At 34.6% G+C, this 19,778-nt stretch carries 17 protein-coding genes and 4 tRNA genes; all 21 read right to left on the bottom strand.

Going from position 1 to position 19,778, the window contains the following annotated elements; all coding sequences use genetic code 11:
• Positions 1-482: 482 nt before the first annotated feature.
• The 21 genes from LMD38_RS26465 to LMD38_RS26365 all read right to left on the bottom strand — a co-directional run bounded on the left by LMD38_RS26465 (position 483) and on the right by LMD38_RS26365 (position 19,731).
• Positions 483-1,816 (bottom strand): IS3 family transposase gene (locus tag LMD38_RS26465; protein ID WP_228920043.1). Its coding sequence is split into 2 segments (ribosomal slippage): positions 483-1,429 and positions 1,429-1,816, totalling 1,335 coding nucleotides; the frame shifts between segments, so codons are not numbered across the junction.
• A gap of 212 nt (positions 1,817-2,028) precedes the next feature.
• Positions 2,029-2,487, bottom strand: a complete 459-nt coding sequence (locus LMD38_RS26460; RefSeq protein ID WP_228920042.1) for a hypothetical protein — start codon at positions 2,485-2,487, stop codon at positions 2,029-2,031.
• A gap of 151 nt (positions 2,488-2,638) precedes the next feature.
• On the bottom strand, positions 2,639-3,025 hold the full coding sequence (locus LMD38_RS26455; RefSeq protein ID WP_000507066.1) for a hypothetical protein: 387 nt from the start codon (positions 3,023-3,025) through the stop codon (positions 2,639-2,641).
• Between the two features lie 15 nt (positions 3,026-3,040).
• Entirely contained in the window at positions 3,041-3,982 is a 942-nt protein-coding gene (locus tag LMD38_RS26450; protein WP_098878661.1) for a ParA family protein, read from the bottom strand.
• Positions 3,983-4,147: 165 nt separating this feature from the next.
• Complete coding sequence (locus tag LMD38_RS26445) at positions 4,148-5,521, bottom strand: reverse transcriptase domain-containing protein (protein WP_228920041.1); 1,374 nt, start codon at positions 5,519-5,521, stop codon at positions 4,148-4,150.
• A 500-nt stretch (positions 5,522-6,021) separates the two neighbouring features.
• The gene (gene rlmH / locus LMD38_RS26440; protein ID WP_001027003.1) at positions 6,022-6,501 is read right to left on the bottom strand and encodes a 23S rRNA (pseudouridine(1915)-N(3))-methyltransferase RlmH; all 480 of its coding nucleotides are present in this window, start codon (positions 6,499-6,501) and stop codon (positions 6,022-6,024) included.
• 59 nt (positions 6,502-6,560) lie between these two features.
• Positions 6,561-6,746 (bottom strand): CxxH/CxxC protein, encoded by a 186-nt coding sequence (locus tag LMD38_RS26435; RefSeq protein ID WP_001052835.1) that lies wholly within the window; start codon positions 6,744-6,746, stop codon positions 6,561-6,563.
• 53 nt (positions 6,747-6,799) lie between these two features.
• Complete coding sequence (locus LMD38_RS26430; RefSeq protein WP_000008058.1) at positions 6,800-7,975, bottom strand: S1C family serine protease; 1,176 nt, start codon at positions 7,973-7,975, stop codon at positions 6,800-6,802.
• 63 nt (positions 7,976-8,038) lie between these two features.
• Positions 8,039-8,833 (bottom strand): MBL fold metallo-hydrolase, encoded by a 795-nt coding sequence (locus LMD38_RS26425; RefSeq protein WP_000522836.1) that lies wholly within the window; start codon positions 8,831-8,833, stop codon positions 8,039-8,041.
• The gene (locus LMD38_RS26420; protein WP_000383736.1) at positions 8,817-9,659 is read right to left on the bottom strand and encodes a two-component system regulatory protein YycI; all 843 of its coding nucleotides are present in this window, start codon (positions 9,657-9,659) and stop codon (positions 8,817-8,819) included. Before LMD38_RS26420 ends, LMD38_RS26425 begins: the two co-directional genes overlap by 17 nt.
• On the bottom strand, positions 9,640-10,956 hold the full coding sequence (locus LMD38_RS26415; RefSeq protein ID WP_029141246.1) for a YycH family regulatory protein: 1,317 nt from the start codon (positions 10,954-10,956) through the stop codon (positions 9,640-9,642). The genes LMD38_RS26420 and LMD38_RS26415 overlap by 20 nt, the downstream gene beginning before the upstream one ends.
• Positions 10,953-12,794 (bottom strand): cell wall metabolism sensor histidine kinase WalK, encoded by a 1,842-nt coding sequence (gene walK / locus LMD38_RS26410; RefSeq protein ID WP_000755380.1) that lies wholly within the window; start codon positions 12,792-12,794, stop codon positions 10,953-10,955. The genes LMD38_RS26415 and walK overlap by 4 nt, the downstream gene beginning before the upstream one ends.
• Positions 12,795-12,797: 3 nt before the next feature.
• The gene (gene walR / locus LMD38_RS26405) at positions 12,798-13,505 is read right to left on the bottom strand and encodes a cell wall metabolism DNA-binding response regulator WalR (protein WP_000971872.1); all 708 of its coding nucleotides are present in this window, start codon (positions 13,503-13,505) and stop codon (positions 12,798-12,800) included.
• Positions 13,506-13,908: 403 nt separating this feature from the next.
• Positions 13,909-13,981, bottom strand: a tRNA-Phe gene (locus LMD38_RS26400).
• A 41-nt stretch (positions 13,982-14,022) separates the two neighbouring features.
• Positions 14,023-14,098, bottom strand: a tRNA-Asp gene (locus tag LMD38_RS26395).
• A 21-nt stretch (positions 14,099-14,119) separates the two neighbouring features.
• Positions 14,120-14,191 (bottom strand) — tRNA-Glu (locus tag LMD38_RS26390).
• A gap of 13 nt (positions 14,192-14,204) precedes the next feature.
• A tRNA-Lys gene (locus LMD38_RS26385) sits at positions 14,205-14,280 on the bottom strand.
• 140 nt (positions 14,281-14,420) lie between these two features.
• Positions 14,421-15,710, bottom strand: a complete 1,290-nt coding sequence (locus LMD38_RS26380) for an adenylosuccinate synthase (protein ID WP_000100224.1) — start codon at positions 15,708-15,710, stop codon at positions 14,421-14,423.
• A gap of 215 nt (positions 15,711-15,925) precedes the next feature.
• Positions 15,926-17,287: a replicative DNA helicase gene (gene dnaB, locus LMD38_RS26375; protein ID WP_001286244.1), complete on the bottom strand. Its 1,362-nt coding sequence runs from the start codon at positions 17,285-17,287 to the stop codon at positions 15,926-15,928.
• Between the two features lie 27 nt (positions 17,288-17,314).
• Positions 17,315-17,761, bottom strand: a complete 447-nt coding sequence (rplI, locus tag LMD38_RS26370) for a 50S ribosomal protein L9 (protein ID WP_000864231.1) — start codon at positions 17,759-17,761, stop codon at positions 17,315-17,317.
• Positions 17,758-19,731: a DHH family phosphoesterase gene (locus LMD38_RS26365; RefSeq protein WP_001113898.1), complete on the bottom strand. Its 1,974-nt coding sequence runs from the start codon at positions 19,729-19,731 to the stop codon at positions 17,758-17,760. The genes rplI and LMD38_RS26365 overlap by 4 nt, the downstream gene beginning before the upstream one ends.
• Positions 19,732-19,778: the final 47 nt, after the last annotated feature.

Raw genomic sequence — 19,778 nt, 5'->3', positions numbered from 1 at the left:
ATTAACCTTTTAATGTAAAACTTTCGATATACTATTGATACTATACGAAACAAAATATATACTATAAATATATAAAAAAGCATTTATATATACAATATTTTATATAATAGTATCTTTAAGTATTTTATAGTTAGAAATTCAGCTATATAAGTAAAAAATATTATTATAAAGGAATGATAAAATTTGATCTATGGACTGTTTATAATAATTTCAAGCATAATTTTAACGTATTATATTTGGAAAATAATTTTTCGTAACTTCATAATACTAGATAGTTTTATGGGAATTCTCGGTAGTATACTAGGTACTTGGTTTATTACCCTTATCCTAATTGAAATGCATCCTATTTTTGCAATTATACTATTTACACTAATAATGATTTTTAAATTATTTTCTCAACAAAAAGAGGGTTGAATTTTAAATATAAAAAGGGAGTCCTTATTTATAATCTGTACCCTTTGTAAAGGACATTTTAAAAAAAGTTAGGCGGCATCAAGAAGATGGTTTCTGTATTCGACAGGAGTCATCTTCTTTAAATTCCACTGATATCTGTGCTGATTATAGTATTTCATATAGTCTTTAATTTCTTGTTTTAACTGTGTGAAAGATGTACAAGTTTTGATGTGTGCTTCATCTTTAAAGTGCCCGAAAAAAGATTCTTGTGGGGCATTATCCCAACAGTTTCCTCGCCTTGACATAGATTGTCCCAGCTTTAATTTTTTGACTAATTTTTGATAGGTAGGACTTGTGTAATGAGCACCTTGATCAGAATGAATATAGGCATCTTGCGTTAATCGTACCTTCTTATTCTTCTTTAGTTTGTGCAGCGTCGTCGTTGCGATATCTAAGGTAAGTCGTTCTGAAACATGATACGCCAAAACTTCATTCGTAGACCCGTCTAGAATAGTAGATAAATATCCTTTTTGATTCTTACCATAAAACAGGTATGTGATATCTGTAAGAAGTACCTTTCCCGGTACACCTTGCCTAAATTCGCGTTTTAATCGATTGGGTACCACGAAGTGTTCTTTCGTCGCTTTCAACATTTTTTTATAGGGATTTTCTCTACGAATAGGACAGATTATCCCATATTTTTTCATGATTCTACGGATGCGTTTCAAATTGTAGACAACTTGAAATTGACCCGCCAATGTCATTTTGATCTGACGAGCCCCCTTTTTTCGGTTTTTAAATCGAAATGCCTTTAATATAATCTCTTTCCCTATTTCATCTTGATGTATTCTTTTCTCTCGCCGACTTTGAGAAATGGCTAAAAAATAATTATAGTATCCAGAACGTGAAACGCCTGCGACCTGACACAAATATCTCACCATATTTTTCAGGCGGTATTTTTCAATGATAGAACGAATTAATAGGTACTTTTGACTAGCGTGTAACGTTATTTCTTTCCCATCCTCCCTTCCATAAATTTGATCTTTTTTAACAGTTCATTTTCAGCTTTTAATAAGTTTCGTTCCGCTTCCAAACGTGCATATTTCTCCTCTAATGTAAGTTCTCTTTCTGACTTTCTTCCTGAGTTTTCCTTACGTGTGTCTCTTAAGCCCCATACACCGTTTTGCTTATAGGACGTACGCCATCTATTTCCTGATGACACAATACGTTGTAGACCGATGATATCTATATCAAAACCACATTCTTCAAAAATAATACGAGGTGGTTTACCCTGTTCATTTTCCTTAATAAAAATACGCTTGAATTCATCGGTATAGGTAATTCCTTTTTGGCTTACCGATTTTACGTATCGATTTTTTGATAATATTTGAATTTCCTTTTCTGTAAGCAATTTTTTCGTCATTTTGAAATTTCTCCGATTCTCATTTTTCTCTCATTATACAAGAAATACCCTATAGAATAGACTTTTTTTAAGTGTCTATTCTATAGGGTACAGTTTATTTAAAAGACTCCCTTTTTATATTTAGCTTATCCTTTATTACGAAGTGCAGAATTATGTACGGTACATTTAATATTTATAGGACAATTGTATGTAATTAATCTTTTTTGTTTAATTTATTTTTCCTTTTCTTTTAATACATATTCTAATAACCGCTTAAAATATATAATTTTAGACTTATCTTTACTTTTACTTCCCATCGTCCTCAATATATTAACTAGCAAATAAGAAATCATACCAAACATTACAATTTGACCAAAAACATATAATATTTGATGTTCTTTAATATCTATAAAGATAGAAATGTAATCCTTTAATATAAATCCACAAATTACACCAACTAAACTAAATCCACTAGATGCTCCCTTTGATGTATCATAAATTTCCTCTAAACTCTCTAGTCTAAATAAACAATGTCTAATCACATCTGTATCTAATTTAAATAACATTTCCTCTTTTTCTTTTATATCTAAAAAATCATCCATATTTTCAAGTGTAAAATTTGTCTCTATAAATTCTATCAACTCTTCATTAGAAGATAATAAAATTTTATTTATTATCTTATCAGTATTCATAATATACCCCCAATCCATTAAATACATATTCAAAACCCAAAAAATACCATATACAATTCAATCTTTATATAAAAATAAATAAATTTATAGACGTCCATAATCTAAATAGAAAATAGGTGTTAATAAAATATCTAACACCTATTTTTATACATTATTTTCTTTTTAAATCCAAACCTTTAATAGCCTTTGAACGTGACTTGACCCCATAGGTAGCATCAATAATTTTCTCCATAATTTGTTCTTTTGTATCACTACCGCTTACATGTATCTGTAGATACTCTCCTAATGCAACTAAATCCTTTTTTAATAATTTATTTTTTAATAAATATTCTTCCGCAGCTTTTCTACTACTAAAAGTAGAAATATTATTAACAAGCTCTTTTAATTCCCTTAGATGATCATGTTCATTACTCTTTTCTTTAAGAGTAATTTCTAAATCACCATCAATTAAGCCCTTAATTTGGTCTGGTTTTAATTCAGTTAACATTTTATTGATAATACTAAATAGGAGATCAAAATCAGTTTTGGTGAAACCCATAGAATCTCTCCTTTTCTAATTTAATATTTTGTCTTGTAATTCTACCACAAGCTCTTCTAATTCTGTACGTACATTTAAATAAGTATCCCCACCTTGTACATCTTTTAACACCACTGGGATACCAGCTTCTGGTGCATTTGCATACAATGTTTTATTTTCACGTAGTTTCGTCTCAAATACACGTATTCCCTCTAACCTTTCAACTTGTGCAATATATTGTTGCTGAGCACTAATAGGGCCACCACTTCGGATACCTACCATGGTAAATACCACACCCATTAACTCCGGATTAATTAGTTCATATTCATTAAATTCGCCTAGTTTAATTTTATCATTATACTCTTCTACTAGCTCATTTACATTTTTATCAACTTGTGTAATACCGATAGTTGAGAGATAGTCTGCTTTAGCTGGCAATAATACAACGTCACTAGCAACTATAGCTGTTTTCGTAACTATATTAAAGTTAGGAGGACAATCAATTAATACAAAATCATATTCTAACTCTTCTAGCTGTTTTAATCCATCTTTAAGACGCGAGTGTACTCTAACAAAGTTACGACGATTTTGTCTCTCACTTCCTCCCCATAATTTTGCGCTCAACTCTAAGTCAACATTAATTAAACCTAAATGTGAAGATATAATATCAATGGATCCTGAAGTTCTAAATTCATTGAGCCTTCTATTCACACGTTCCGGGCTAATTAATAAATCCCTTAAATTAAAATCAGAGTCTTCATCAATAAAGGCATCAAACCACTTTTTTATCGTTCGATTTTCATAATTGTTTTCCCATTCATCAACTTGGACAAAAGAGAATGTTAAATTTGTTTGGGGATCTAAGTCAATTAATAATACCTTATGACCCTGAAAAGCTAATTCCGCCCCAAGGTTAGCCGTTAAGGTAGTTTTCCCCACTCCACCTTTATAGTTTATAATTGAAATTACTCTTGTCATAAACAAATCCCCCCATATTATAATTATAATTTTAATCTTATTTTACTATAAAAATACCCGTAACAACCTTAATTTTGATCTATTTACTATTAAACAAAGTTACTAAATTACTACTCCGAGTTAAATTGATGATCGGTAATTAATAAAGACCCAGAATTATATCCATCATTCTGGGTCTTCTAATCGAGCATTAATATTTTTCCAATGTTTTTTCACTTGAGTTTCCATAAGATTTACAGTACTAGATTCTTTATCAAAAATTTCTTGTGCCTTTGACGCATAACTAAGAAAGTTTCCATATCCTTTTTTCTTCTTGCCAAGATGTGAATAATTTCTATATAATGCTTTTCTATAAGACTTGCGTCCAAACTCTTTTGATTTACGGTTGCACATTCTTATTTTACGATACATTCTTGTATAATATTTAAAAAGGCTTTTCTCTCTAATTCGAACTTCCTCACCATTAAAACTAAATCCTAAATAATCTAACTTTGTATTTTTAAATTCTAAATCAATAATTTTATCATTAGTATAGAAATAATTCCCTGTCTTTTCAGGTTGAATCTTTAAATTCGGTATTTTCATCTTTATATTTTCCACAATTTTTTGGGGAATTGTATAATCATAATCTTTAAATTCCCCCTCGATCGGAATTACTATTATTAAGTCATCACAATATCTTCTATAAATCCCATTCTGTTCATTAATATAATTTTGTATTTCTTTATCAAAATCTAACAAATAAATATTTGAACAAACCGAACTAATTCCTGCCCCCTGAGGAATTCCATAGCCCTTGGTATTCCTATAAATATTCTTATGCTTAAAATCCCTAAATTCTTCTTCTGTAAAATACTTATAACTTCCTTTAATTTCACTTTCAGTATATTTAGTCTCTAGATCCATTTCAATTGCGTCTTTAAAAAAGTAGCTAAATCTCGTTATATTTTTAAAGACATTATAATAATCATCAGGTAAAGTATCCTCTTTAAGAACCTGACGGATTTTATTTTTAAGATACTTATGATCTAGCGTATCAAAAAAATTAGTAAAGTCAGCGACAAAAATATATGCCGCCTTCTGTGACTTTATAAAATCAATGACTTCTTTAGAGAAATCAATATTACTTTTTCCAGATAAATTATTTCTATATGCAGTTGCAATGTCACTAATACCTAATTCATCAGCGATACAATTATAATGATTATTTAGCTTATCACCATAATACTTGTAAATATAGCTATCAATATGAGAAGCATAGAAAATTTTCCGAACTTTTTCTTTTGCTTGTTTCTCTTTTCTACTATATTTTTGAAATTTAATCTCAAAATGAATAAATGGATAAAATCCATGTTTAGCAACCCACTGAGGATCTTGAATTTTATCCTTAACTTTTTCAATAGATTTCTTCTTATCAAGATGTTTATAACGCTTAATACTGTATTTTTTTTTGTCCATATCTGGTAGAGCTAACAAGGGTATGTAATCGTAGCCTATTACTCTTTTTAAGAAACCCTTGCAAGCATACTCTCCTTTCAAATTACAGACTATTTCTAACCTATAAATGGGCCACTAAACTCACTAACAGTTTATACTATACTTAGTATACTGAATTGGTTGCTTATGACGAATGGAGGTTTCCAAATGCCAAGTTACTTAGAAGCATTATCGATTGTACTTAGCTCGGTAAATCTTACCGTGACAATTGAGATAAGGCTTGCAAGAAGTTCACCAATTTCCCTCATAACTACTTTTATGAGGCATTAACTATACTAATTTTAGCACTTTATTTTAGTAACAGTCAAAATATTTCATTAAATTTAAGCAATATTATATTTAATTATAACCTTCTTAAAAAATTTATTTATCGGTACTAGACTCTAGAAATTTTATTTAACTCTCCCACAATAAATATAGAAATCTAAATCGAATCAAAAAGCACATCAAAGAATGATGTGCTTTTTGAAACCTGCGAAAAAGTGGCAGTTCCATAAAAATGTATGTTTGACCATCATATTGAACAGAAGTAAAGTTTACCGTTATTTGTGATACGGTTCCCCACGATTAATACGAAATGCTCTATACACTTGCTCAAGCAATACTAATCGCATTAATTGATGTGGTAGTGTCATCTTTGAAAAAGAAAGAGATTCATTTGAACGTTTCATTACTTCTGAACTTAGTCCAAGTGATCCACCAATTACAAAGGCAACTTTACTCTTCCCATATGTAGCAAGACGATCTAAGCTTACTGCAAATTCTTCTGATGATTTTTGCTTTCCTTCTATCGCTAACGCAATGACATGCGTATCATCAGAAATTTTATCTAGTATACGTATACCTTCTTTTTCTTTTACAATTAACATTTCTGCTTCACTTAAATTTTCTGGTGCCTTTTCATCTGGCAATTCAATTACTTCTACTTTTGCGTATGCAGATAATCGTTTTAAGTATTCTGCTATACCTTGTTTTAAATATTTTTCTTTTAATTTCCCAATTGAAATAATCGAGATATTCACACGTATTCCCCACCTTACAAACATGTTATCCACATAACTTATCCACATATCCACAATTGTTACCCACATATTGTGTGAGAATCTGTGTTCGATACAACATATGTCGCCTCATTTTGACAAAATTCACATGTTTTTTTCTCTTTTTCTGAGTTATCCACATTGTTAATAACCGGTGGCACTTCACACTCATCCACAATAATATCTAAAGCTAATTCAACATGTTCTAAACAACAAGGTAAGTTCATATTCTTCACCTCACTTTTCTACAATAGAAAACAGGAGGTAGGCCCTCCTGTTTTTAATACTTTTGAATGCCTAGTTTAACCGTTGTTGTTGCTCGTTTTGTACCACGATAAAACGTAAGAGTCATTTTATCATTAATTTTTTTATCATATAAGGCCGTACGGAATCCGATAATATCGCGAACTGGTTTCCCATCTACTGCTACAATCACATCGTGTTCTCGCAAACCAGCATCTGTACCTGGCGAAGGACTTTTCACATCTAAAATGCAAACTCCCTCTGTTACATTGCCTGGTAAATGCAATGTTTTTGACCAATAGTAGTTTGGAATTTCATTTAATGATCTCAGTTCAATTCCAACATACGGTCTTCTTACTTTTCCGTACTTCTCTAATTCATTCATAATTGGAACAGCTCTAGTAACAGGAATAGCTAGCCCAATTCCTTCTACTTCTTTTGCCGCAATTTTCATTGAGTTAATACCAATTAATTGACCCGCTGCATTTACAAGCGCACCACCACTATTACCTGGATTGATTGCTGCGTCTGTTTGCAACACTTCTACTTGCCAATCATAATGTCCATCTTGATCTAAATCTACAGGGACAATACGCTCATTAGCTGAAATAATACCTTGTGTGACAGTTCCAGAAAATTGGAGCCCAAGTGGGTTTCCAATTGCAATGACTGGTTCTCCTCTACGAACAGTATTAGAATCGCCAATCTCAATTACTTTTTTCACATGCTTTGCATCTATCTCTAGTACAGCCAAATCTGTGACTACATCGGTTCCTAATACCTTTCCTGGAACCTTCTTACCGTCACTTAAACTTACTTCAATACGATTTGCTCCAGCAACAACATGATTATTCGTTACAATATAAGCTTGACCATCTGTCTTCTTATAAATTACACCTGATCCCGTACCTGCTTCTGAATCTGCCTCTGAAAAATTATCTCGTTGAATATTAATAACTCCAACAACAGCTTCAGACGCACGATCAACAGCATCCACAAAACTAATCTGTTTAATGCCTTGAGCTTCCGCCATATTACTTCCACTTGCTTCAGCTTGCGGAAACGCGTCCGTATCATTTGAAAATAAAGGAGCTCCAAATGCAAATAACGAAGCTCCTACAATTGTTCCTGCTATGCTAGAAATAACAATACCTTTATGCTTCTTTTTCCTTGCACGTTTCATACGATAATTTTCTCCATCAATAAAGGACATATTTGTTCACCCATCTTCCTGAAAACAACTATATTCACCTTTATTGTTTACTAAAATGGAGAATTATACGTATTGAATTTTTGTAGGCATTTTTGGATCTGTATCGTGGATTTCAAAAGCTTCTCCCACTCCAAATCCCTTTTCCTCTAATACTTGTGATACTGACATACGCGCCAATTCTTTCATGTTATTATCTAAACTTAAATGGGCTAAATAAATATGCTTTGTCTCATCTGTAATTACATCCGCCATCGCTAATGCAGCATCTTCATTACAAACGTGCCCCACATCGCTTAAAATACGTCGCTTAATACTCCATGGATAGCGTCCCATACGAAGCATTTCCACGTCATGATTGCTTTCAAACACGAAAGCATTAGCCCCCTTAATAACACCTTTCATACGGTCACTCACGTATCCTGTATCTGTAATAAGAGCTAACTTTCTATTATTGTTATGAAAAGCATAGAACATCGGCTCTGCCGCGTCATGTGAAACTCCAAATGACTCGACCTCAATATCACCGAATGTTTTTACATCACCAACTGAGAAAATAAACTTTTGCTCAGTTGGGATATTTCCTATTAAGTGTTCCATTGCATTCCATGTTTTCTCATTTGCATAAACAGGTAAATCATATTTACGTGCCAATACACCTAATCCTTTAATATGATCACTATGTTCATGTGTTACAAGAATACCCGATACATCGTTTATATTTAATTCTGCCTGTTTAAATAAAGCCTCAGTTGCTTTACCACTTAAACCTGCATCGACAAGTAACTTCTTTTCATCTGTTCCTACATATAGCATATTCCCTGTACTTCCACTTGCAAGTACGCTAAAATGCAATCCCATTCTTTCTCACTCCAGTATGTTCATCAACCACTTGATTTTCCTTTTCCCCTAATTCCATAACTTGTCCTTCAATTGCATTTACAAAGAAGTCCTGCTTCTGCTCCGTCTTTAAGTTCCACGTTGGAGCAAGTACTTGGTTATTAGAAGTAGATGCGGTAAGGTTTGCATAACCAATTTGCGCTTCTTTTACATGTGTATTACCATGAATTTTATTTTTTAAATACAGATTTTCTAAAGCAGTTTGGGCAGTAATAATTTCTTGCTGTTTCGTTTTTTCACTTTCGCCCATTTCTTTTAAACCTGTTAGCATCGTCTGCGTGTACGACACAAGTTCATTTTTTTCATTTAATTCCACAACAATCATTGCCTGATCGTTATAGAAAATAGGCTTATCTTTATATTTTTGGAAGAAGTAAATTTTAGAGTCTTTCATCGCCCCAAACTCATACTTTTGTCCATCTAATACATAGTTCTTCAAAAAATCATTATACTTATCTTTGGATAAAGATTTTGTATTTAAAAAGGGCTCTTTTAGCTTACTTTCTATCTTGTACATATTTTGTATATGCGCCGTTTGATTTTTTAAAGACTGTACGTCTTCTTCTTTAAATGTCTTGTTTTCAGCCCTAATAAATGACTCTTTTTTCGGTTCTTTAGGAAAATTACCCATAGTAATTTTGTTTGCTTTTAATTCTTGATCTATCTTTGTTTCTGCAATAAGCTCCAATTGATTACTATCTTGCTTTTGAATGAATTGAAAAATGAGAAAGAGGTCCAAAACAAAAAAGGTCACAATAAATATGGTTTTAATCCGATCCCAATCCATTTAGTCCTCCCTCATTCCACTCATATATTTTTTGTTTGCCAGCTTCATCTTCAACAAACTTTACATACCAAATTGGCTGTAGTCGCGCTACTTGCCCATCTAGTGATAATTTGTATCCAATCCCAATATCTTTAATAGATCTTTTATCTACCGCGGCATTATTTTCTAAGGATGCTATTACAACATGACCTGACGGAAGAGTAACCTTCTGCTCTATACCTTTCGTATTTAAAGAAAGCAACGGTCTTTCATATTCCATTACTTCTTCCGATCCCCATACTTGTCTCAATTCAGCTAATCCATCTGTATTGAATACGGGATATCCATCTTCCTGTAAGCGGAATACTGTCTGTCCTTTATTCATATAGTCCAAACGATATGAATCCAAACTCCCACTGTGACCATTTACAAAATCAAAACTTTTTTGTAAAAGCATTAAATTATCTGGCTTTTTCTCACTTAAAACAGAAGAATTTTTATACTTTAGCATATGCTGATCGTTTTCAATCTCCATAGACCTAATACCATCTGTAAATATTTCTTTCGATCTCTCGATAATAGGGCTTAAATAACGTGGATCACTAAAAAGAGCATTCTTAAATGTATCAACCGCCAAATTAGATGAAATATATGTTATATTACTTAATTCTGTCGTTCCATCTGGTAAAAATAACTTTTTCATATCATTAATTTGATAGTCAAAATAAGGTTTCGCTGATACTATAAATTGATTTTGTGCATTTACAATATCTTTTAAATACACACCACTTAATTTTGCTTCATATATTCTAGAGTTATCACCATCAGAAACAAAATTAATTTTAATTTCTTGATCCCTACTTCTAGAAGGATCAAGAATAATTCGATTAAAGTGTTTAGGCTTAGCTATACTTTTTTCTTTCATACTAAACATAGATTTAACTGCATCAAATGGGATGTTGGTAGGGAAAATAAGTTCAATTTTCCCTTCACCATGAACATAAGAAAGGAAGTCAGCCTTAGCAATCGATATCTCTTTGAACTCATGTAATTCCCCTGCTTCCAAAGTTCTATAGATTGATTCTATATCTCCCTCTCTTTTGCTCCCGTAATGATTTTTATCTTTATGCACGATGATAGAAGTAGGACGGACAACATCAGCGATTTTAGTTTGAGTATTTCCCTCATTCCCCTGTACAAATTTTGCATTTTGCATAGATGTGGAATCTGGCACATACGTCCATAAGTTAAAAGTAAGAAATAGACTAATTACAACTAAATTAATTAAAACTATCGTTTTAACATTCTCCATACTCATTCCCATTCGTCCTCTTCATCTGCTGCCATAGGCAATGTGAAATAAATCGTTGTCCCTTTTCCTTCCTCACTCTTTGCCCAAATCGAGCCACCATGTGCCTCAATCATTTCTTTCGCAATCGCTAATCCAAGTCCTGTACCGCCCATTTGTCTTGAACGTGCTTTATCTACGCGATAAAAACGTTCAAAGATTTTATCAACGTTTTCTTTCGGAATACCCATTCCTTGGTCACTTACACTAATCTCTAATAATTCTCCACGATCACGTAAACGATATGTTACGGTTCCACCTTCTGGCGAATACTTTAATGCATTCGAAATAATGTTATACAATACTTGCGTAATTTTATCCGTATCCATATCAATAAATCGAGATTTTTTAGAGAAAGATCGTTTGAAGCTTACGTTTTGCTCTTTAGACATTTCAAAACGATCAATAATGTTATTAAAGAAGTCAGTAAAGTCGACCCATTCTTTCATTAAACGATGTTCTGTACTATCGAGTTTAGATAGTTGCAATAACGCATTTACAAGTCTAATCATTCTTTCTGTTTCTTCTTGTGTAACTGTTAAAAATTGTGGTGCAATATTTGGATCTTGCCATGCACCGTCTGTAAGTGCCTCTAAGTAACTGCGCATTGTCGTTAATGGCGTTCTTAATTCATGAGAGACGTTTGCTACAAACTCGCGGCGTTCTCTTTCTATACGCTCCTGCTCAGTCACATCATATAATACGGCAATTAAACCATTTGCTTTCCCTGTCTCTTTTTGAATAACAGAGAAACTAGCGCGTAAAATATATGGCTCATTTCTCGTACTAAAATCTAATAAAACAGAATCCGGCTCTTCGTATAAATGATCGAGCGTAAATTCTTCTTGTATTCCCAATACTTCTAAAACAGATTGATCGAGCGCCGTTTCACGCGAAACATTTAGCATCTTTTCCGCAGGATCATTTAATAAAATAATGTCCCCTTTTCGGTCAGTAGCAATTACTCCATCTGTCATATGTGATAATACGGATGACAATTTGCGTCTTTCACTTTCTGTTGAAGAACGAGCTTGTTGTAATTTTTTTGATAAATTATTGAAAGATAATGCTAATTGTCCAATTTCATCATGGCTATGCACTTTTACTTTTCTTGAATAGTTTCCTTTTGCCATTTCAATTGCTTGTCTTCGCATATCAGAGATTGGTCTCGTAATCGTTTGAGCTAACAAAATTCCAAGTACAGCTGTTACGAGTAATGCAATAACGGTTCCAGTCGCAAAGATTTGATTAATATCCTTCATCTGCTTATAAACATCTTCCATGGATGCAACAACGTAAATAGCACCAAGTGCATCTTTGTTGTTATCATCCATAATAGGAGTAATCATAACTTGTACACGGTGACCTGTACGACCATCCTTCTCAATTTTCACTTCTGGTTTTTTTTGTACCAATACCCGCTGAACAGCTATATCAGTTGACGTTCTATTTACCTTGTTTTGCTTTGACTCATCTGAAATAGCGAGCAGCTTTCTATTCGCATCAAATACACTTACCTCTTGAATATCCTTCTTTCGATCAGAGGCAAATTTTCGAATGGAAGTTTTAATCGTTTCACCTGTTGATTCTGTCTCTGCTTTTGTATAACTTTTTTTAAACTCTTGTTTCAAGTTATACGATAATAAGTTCGTTTGTTGCGTTAAAGAATCTCTAAAACCTTGTACAAGACTCTTTTCTAACTCTCTTACGAAATATACCCCAATAACTTGCATAGCTATCAATATTAATAGCATATATATGAGTACAAATTTTAAATGAATAGATTGAAAAAAACCGACTTTCTTCATATACTATTCCTGCTCTGGGTCACGCAAGTAATACCCTACTCCACGTCTAGTGACAATTAATGTAGGATGACTTGGATTATCTTCAATTTTTTCACGTAGACGACGTACTGTTACATCCACTGTACGTACATCTCCAAAATAGTCATAACCCCAAACTGTTTGCAATAAATGTTCACGTGTCATAACTTGTCCTAAATGTTTTGCTAAATAATGTAATAGCTCAAATTCACGGTGTGTAAGCTCAATATTTTCCTCACGTTTCGTTACACTATACGCATTTGGATTGATAACAATTGGTCCAATAACCATTTCCGTATTTTCTTCTTTTTCTGCCGCACCACCTTGCTGATGGCGACGTAAATTCGCCTTCACGCGAGCAAGTAATTCCCTCGTACTAAATGGCTTCGTTACATAATCATCTGCCCCAAGCTCAAGTCCTAATACTTTATCGATTTCAGAGTCCTTCGCTGTAAGCATAATAATCGGCATTTCTGAGCTTTTACGTATTTCACGGCAAACCTCTAAGCCATCCTTACCTGGTAGCATAATATCTAATAAAACCATATCTGGTTGTTCTTCAGTTGCTTTTTCAATTGCTTCATCACCATCATGCGCCATTACAATTTCAAAACCTTCTTTTTCTAGGTTGAACTTCAAAATATCTGCAATCGGCTTTTCATCATCAACTACTAAAATTTTCTTTCCCATCATCGTTTATTTCCTCCTTATAAAGTGAAGCTTTAATCAGCCCTCACCAATTGGGCTTTTACGGGCAGCCCTCCCTCCACCTAGCTTCTTTGCTTTCGCTGAATTTTAAGGTGGAGGCCTTACTGCCCATTAAATAGCGGGGTAAAAATATGGTCAATATCCCTAAACACATTGATGTCTACATAGTATGTCCCTATATGACCGCATCTTTTGCTTAAGTACTTTCTCCTCTATTCTCACAGACTCATGTATGATCCACTTTTACACGGAATCCTATACGATCTATAGAAAAACCTCTAGCTTCAACTGCTAGAGGCTCCTCATTCTATTTTAAAATAACTACTCAATTTTGTAAAATTACACAAATAAAAAGGATATTAAGTGGGCCCACTTAATATCCTGAGAGTGGCTCGGGACGGAATCGAACCGCCGACACGAGGATTTTCAGTCCTCTGCTCTACCGACTGAGCTACCGAGCCAAAACTATATATAAAACCACTAATGGTGGTATAAACAAAAGTGGCGGTCCCGACCGGGGTCGAACCGGCGATCTCCTGCGTGACAGGCAGGCATGTTAACCACTACACCACGGGACCAAAAATGAACATAAAAAAACATGACCCGTACGGGATTCGAACCCGTGTTACCGCCGTGAAAGGGCGGTGTCTTAACCACTTGACCAACGGGCCACGAAAAATAAAATGGTGAGCCATGAAGGACTCGAACCTTCGACCCTCTGATTAAAAGTCAGATGCTCTACCAACTGAGCTAATGGCTCATACTCACCAACGTCATATTTTCGTGACGACAAGATGTATCATAACATGTTTTATTTATTTTTTGCAATACCTTTTTTATTTTTTTATAAAAAATAAGAAAAAACTCATGCGGACATGAGTTTTTTCTTAAAAATATCAATTAAGCTTCGTATACGTTACGAACGATATTCGTTTGGTTACGATCTGGTCCAACTGAGAACATAGATAATTGAATTCCTGTTAACTCAGAAACACGTTCTACGTATTTTCTTGCATTCTCAGGAAGCTCGTCTAATGATCTTACACCAGTAATATCTTCTGTCCAACCTGGAAGCTCTTCGTATACAGGCTCACATTTCGCTAAAATGTTTAAGTTTGCTGGAACTTCATCGATAACTTCGCCATTGTATTTGTAAGCAACACAAATTTTAAGAGTTGGAATACCAGTTAGAACGTCGATAGAGTTTAATGATAAATCTGTTAAACCACTAACACGACGCGCATGTCTTACAACAACGCTATCAAACCAACCTACGCGGCGTGGACGACCAGTTGTCGTTCCATACTCACGACCAACTTCACGAATTTGATGACCAATTTCGTCATGAAGCTCCGTAGGGAATGGACCATCACCTACGCGGCTTGTATATGCTTTACATACACCTACAACGCGAGTAACTTTTGCAGGACCAACTCCAGTTCCAACTGTTACACCACCAGCAATTGGGTTAGAAGATGTAACAAACGGATACGTACCGTGGTCGATATCAAGCATAACACCTTGTGCACCTTCAAATAATACACGGTGATTATTATCTAATGCATCATTTAATACAACAGACGTATCACACACATATTGCGCGATTTGTTGTCCGTACTCGAAGTACTCTTCGAAGATTTCTTCTACACTGAAACCTTCTGTATCGTACATTTTTTCAAACAAACGATTTTTTTGTGCTAAATTGCGCTCAAGCTTCTCTTTAAATGCTTCACGGTCTAAAAGATCAGCCATACGAATACCAATACGAGCAGCTTTGTCCATATATGCAGGACCGATACCTTTTTTCGTTGTACCGATTTTGTTATCACCTTTACTTGCTTCTTCTAACTCATCTTGTTTTAAGTGATAAGGCAAAATAACGTGCGCACGGTTACTTACGCGTAAATTATCAGTACTTACACCACGATCGTGTAAGTATTTTAACTCTTCAAGTAATGCTTTCGGATCTACTACTAAGCCGTTTCCGATTACACAAATTTTCTCTTTATAGAAAATACCAGATGGAATTAAGTGTAATTTATATTTAACTCCGCCAAAAACAATTGTATGTCCTGCGTTATTTCCACCTTGATATCTTGCAACTACTTCCGCATGCTCAGAAAGAAAATCAGTGATTTTACCTTTTCCTTCGTCGCCCCATTGTGTTCCTACAACTACTACTGAAGACATTATTAAAGCACCTCCGCAATTTTCAAACGATCTATTCAAACAATATAATTGTACCAAAACCGAAAAAGAAGTCAACCAAAAAACGAACATTTTTTTACCAAAAAACTTTTTCGTTCGTAAGAATTATATTTTCACACTATGAAAGCCTTATCTTTTCTATAAAAAAAAAGAAACACATCTTATTATAAGAAATGCGTTTCTTTTTTATACTATCGTTATGCCGGCGGCGCATGTCCATCTTCGAAGCGACGTTCTAAGTTAACGAACTTATTGAACTCTTTAACGAATGCGAGCTCTACTGAGCCTACTGGACCATTACGCTGCTTTGCAATAATAATTTCAATCGTATTTTTATTTTCCGTTTCTCGGTCATAGTAATCTTCACGATATAGAAAGGCTACGATATCGGCATCCTGCTCGATACTTCCCGATTCACGAATATCAGACATCATCGGACGTTTATCTTGACGAGATTCTACACCACGAGATAACTGTGACAAGGCAATAACAGGAACTTGTAATTCACGCGCAATCCCTTTTAGTGTACGAGAAATCTCAGATACTTCCTGCTGACGGTTCTCTCCTGATTTCCCACTTCCTTGAATAAGCTGTAAGTAGTCAATCAAGATCATACCAAGACCCTGTTCCTGTTTTAATCTACGACATTTTGCTCGAATCTCATTTACTTTAATCCCCGGCGTATCATCAATATAAATACCAGCATTAGAAAGGCTACCCATTGCCATCGTTAATTTCGCCCAATCATCAGAAGTTAACGATCCGGTACGAAGTCTTTGTGCATCAATATTCCCTTCTGCACAAAGCATACGCATAACAAGCTGATCAGCACCCATCTCTAGACTAAAAATCGCTACATTTTCATCCGTTTTCGTCGCTACGTTTTGTGCGATATTTAATGAAAATGCCGTTTTACCTACCGACGGACGTGCCGCCACGATGATTAAATCATTTCGTTGGAACCCTGCCGTCATCTTATCTAATTCAGTAAATCCAGTCGGTATCCCGGTCACTTCACCTTTTTGATTATGCAAAAGTTCGATTTTATCGTAAGCATCTACAAGAACGTCTTTAATATTTTGGAATGCTTTCGCATTCGTCTGATGAGATACTTCTAATATTTTTTTCTCAGCCTCATTTAAAAGACCATCCACATCATCTTCTCTCTCATATCCATCAGACACAATATGAGTCGCCGTTCGAATTAAACGACGTAACAGTGCTTTTTCAGCGATGATTCTTGCATAATACTCTACGTTAGCAGCAGTCGGAACAACTTCTGCTAATTCTGCTAAGTAAGAAACCCCACCAACTTCTTCTAGTAATCCTTGATCAGCCATCGCTGACGTCATCATTACTAAGTCAATTGGCTCCCCCTTATCAGATAGCCCAAGCATGACTTCAAAAATCTTTTGATGTTTCGTTCGATAAAATGAGTCAGGTACCAACAGTTCCGATGCTGAAGTTAATGCATCCTGATCAATCAATATAGCACCTAAGACTGCCTGCTCAGCTTCTATATTATGCGGAGGGGTACGATCAGCCATTACATCACTCATACGCAATCCTCCTTGCTTAACTTAGTTTTATTGTTCACTAACATGAACTTTTACTGTTGCTGTTACTTGCGGATGCAATTTCACAGTAACGTTTGTATAGCCTAACGCACGAATTGCATCATCCATTTCAAATTTACGCTTATCAAGTTTAATATTGTGAGATTTTTGCATTGCATCTACGATTTGTTTACTTGTGATTGAACCGAATAGACGGCCGCCTTCTCCAGATTTAGCCTTTAATTCTACAGTTAATTTCTCTAACGTTTCTTTTAATTGTTTTGCATTTTCAAGCTCTGCTGCTGCATCTTTTTCTTCTTTGCGCTTTTGAGCTTCTAAAGTTTTCATACTGCTATTTGTCGCTTCAGCAGCTAATCCTTGTTTTAGTAAGAAGTTATTTGCATAACCATCTGGTACGTTTTTTACTTCCCCTTTTTTCCCTTTACCTTTTACGTCTTTTAGAAAAATTACTTTCATGATTGTGTGCCTCCCTGTAAATAGTCATCAATAACAAATCGAAGCTTCTCCTCAGCTTCATCTACTGTAACATTTTTCATTTGTGTGGCTGCATTCGTTAAATGCCCGCCACCACCTAAGTTTTCCATAATTAGCTGCACATTCACTTCACCTAAAGACCTGCCGCTAATTCCAATGAAATTCTCGCCACGTTTTGCAATAACAAACGATGCAATAATTCCTGTCATTGTTAATAATGTGTCCGCTGATTGCGCAATAAGCACTTGATCGTAGTAATCATCGCTATCAACTTTTGCAATCGCAATTCCATTTGTATAAATGTACGCATTTTTAATAGCTTTTGCAACCCGTAAATACTGATTCATATCTTCTTTTAAAAGCTCTTGTACAAGTACAGTATCTGCACCGTGTGAGCGTAAATAAGAAGCCGCATCAAACGTACGAGCACCTGTCCGGAATGTAAAGCTTTTCGTATCAACAATAATACCTGCTAATAATGCTGTTGCTTCTAACATTGTCATTTTTAAATTTTTCGGTTGGTATTCAAGTAATTCCGTAACAAGCTCTGCCGTAGAAGAAGCATATGGCTCCATGTAAACAAGCAACGGATCCTCAATAAAGTCTTCTCCTCGGCGATGATGGTCAATCACAACTACATTTTCAATTTTGCGTAACAGCTTTTCTTCCATCACCATTGAAGGTTTATGCGTATCAACAACAACAAGTAAGGAATCATCATTTGCAAATTCCATCGCTTGTTCTGGTGTAATAAAGTGAGACCATAACTCTTCATTTTGTTTCACTTTATCCATTAAACGCTTAATTCCCTTATCAGAATCATTTTCATCGAGCACAATATATCCTTTGCGCTCATTTAATTGCGCTACCTTTAAAATACCAATCGCAGCACCAATTGCGTCCATATCAGGAGCCCTATGCCCCATTATAATGACATTGCTACTTTCTAATACTAAATCCTTTAATGCATGCGAAATCACTCTGGCACGTACACGAGTACGTTTTTCCACCGGATTTGTCTTACCACCATAAAACTTAACTTTACCTGTCGCTTGTTTAATAGCTACTTGATCTCCACCACGCCCAAGCGCAAGATCTAAACCTGATTGAGCCATTGCCCCAAGCTCGGATAAAGGTAAATCACCGGATCCAACACCTACACTTAATGTAAGTGGTATATTCCTTTTAGATGTTTCTTCACGTACTTGATCTAAAATGCTAAATTTCCCTTTCTCCATCTGCGCTAAAATACTTTCATTTAACACAACGAAGAATCTTTCTGAAGATGCACGTTTTAAATATGCCCCATACTTAACGGCCCACTCATTTAGTCTTGATGTTACAAGACTTGTTATATTCGTACGTAATTGATCATCCAACCCTTGTGTAACTTCATCATAATTATCTAAATAAATGACAGCTAAAACAGTACGTTGATCCTCGTACATCTTTTCAATCTCTGTTTGTTCTGTTACATCAAAGAAATAAATTAACTTTTCTTCTTTCCTTACAAAGACACGAAACTTTCGATTATTTAAAGAGACTATATCATCGGACGTTTCTCCCTTAATAAAAAGAAGTAACGTTTCTGATACATCATAAAGGTGCCATCCAGCTAATGCATGCTGCCCCAGACATGAAGATAAATAAGGATTTGCCCAATCAATCCCATAATCCTTATTGTATAACAAAATACCAATTGGCATCTGGTTAAATGCCTCATTACTCACTTTCTTTACCCTTGTAATCATATCTGTCGTATGTTTTTCAAAATTCTTTTGGAAAGTAAGTTCAAATCGTACAACAACAAAAAGGACGATACAAAAAATAAAGAAGGAGACTATCCCCATTAGTAAATGAAAATAACAGAGAATTGAAATGAGCACAAACACAAAAAATGCCAATACGTAAACAGGATATAAAAACCACTGTTTCTTATAAAATTCAGGCATGTATACAACTCCTATAAAGTAAAACTAACTCACCTTCCAGTTAGTAA

The sequence above is a fragment of the Bacillus pacificus genome (assembly GCF_020861345.1).
Classification (GTDB): domain Bacteria; phylum Bacillota; class Bacilli; order Bacillales; family Bacillaceae_G; genus Bacillus_A; species Bacillus_A pacificus.
The sequence above is the reverse complement of the archived record's forward strand: the minus strand, read 5'-3'. Positions and strand labels throughout refer to the sequence as shown.

What these genes read in the sequence shown, in the direction of transcription:
- LMD38_RS26460 (WP_228920042.1), bottom strand. Translation starts at nt 2,487, where the DNA reads ATGAATACTGATAAGATAATAAATAAAATTTTATTATCTTCTAATGAA.
- LMD38_RS26455 (WP_000507066.1), bottom strand. Translation starts at nt 3,025, where the DNA reads ATGGGTTTCACCAAAACTGATTTTGATCTCCTATTTAGTATTATCAAT.
- LMD38_RS26450 (WP_098878661.1), bottom strand. Translation starts at nt 3,982, where the DNA reads ATGACAAGAGTAATTTCAATTATAAACTATAAAGGTGGAGTGGGGAAA.
- LMD38_RS26435 (WP_001052835.1), bottom strand. Translation starts at nt 6,746, where the DNA reads ATGAACTTACCTTGTTGTTTAGAACATGTTGAATTAGCTTTAGATATT.
- LMD38_RS26430 (WP_000008058.1), bottom strand. Translation starts at nt 7,975, where the DNA reads ATGTCCTTTATTGATGGAGAAAATTATCGTATGAAACGTGCAAGGAAA.
- LMD38_RS26425 (WP_000522836.1), bottom strand. Translation starts at nt 8,833, where the DNA reads ATGGGATTGCATTTTAGCGTACTTGCAAGTGGAAGTACAGGGAATATG.
- LMD38_RS26420 (WP_000383736.1), bottom strand. Translation starts at nt 9,659, where the DNA reads ATGGATTGGGATCGGATTAAAACCATATTTATTGTGACCTTTTTTGTT.
- LMD38_RS26415 (WP_029141246.1), bottom strand. Translation starts at nt 10,956, where the DNA reads ATGAGTATGGAGAATGTTAAAACGATAGTTTTAATTAATTTAGTTGTA.
- walK (WP_000755380.1), bottom strand. Translation starts at nt 12,794, where the DNA reads ATGAAGAAAGTCGGTTTTTTTCAATCTATTCATTTAAAATTTGTACTC.
- walR (WP_000971872.1), bottom strand. Translation starts at nt 13,505, where the DNA reads ATGATGGGAAAGAAAATTTTAGTAGTTGATGATGAAAAGCCGATTGCA.
- LMD38_RS26380 (WP_000100224.1), bottom strand. Translation starts at nt 15,710, where the DNA reads ATGTCTTCAGTAGTAGTTGTAGGAACACAATGGGGCGACGAAGGAAAA.
- dnaB (WP_001286244.1), bottom strand. Translation starts at nt 17,287, where the DNA reads ATGAGTGATGTAATGGCTGATCGTACCCCTCCGCATAATATAGAAGCT.
- rplI (WP_000864231.1), bottom strand. Translation starts at nt 17,761, where the DNA reads ATGAAAGTAATTTTTCTAAAAGACGTAAAAGGTAAAGGGAAAAAAGGG.
- LMD38_RS26365 (WP_001113898.1), bottom strand. Translation starts at nt 19,731, where the DNA reads ATGCCTGAATTTTATAAGAAACAGTGGTTTTTATATCCTGTTTACGTA.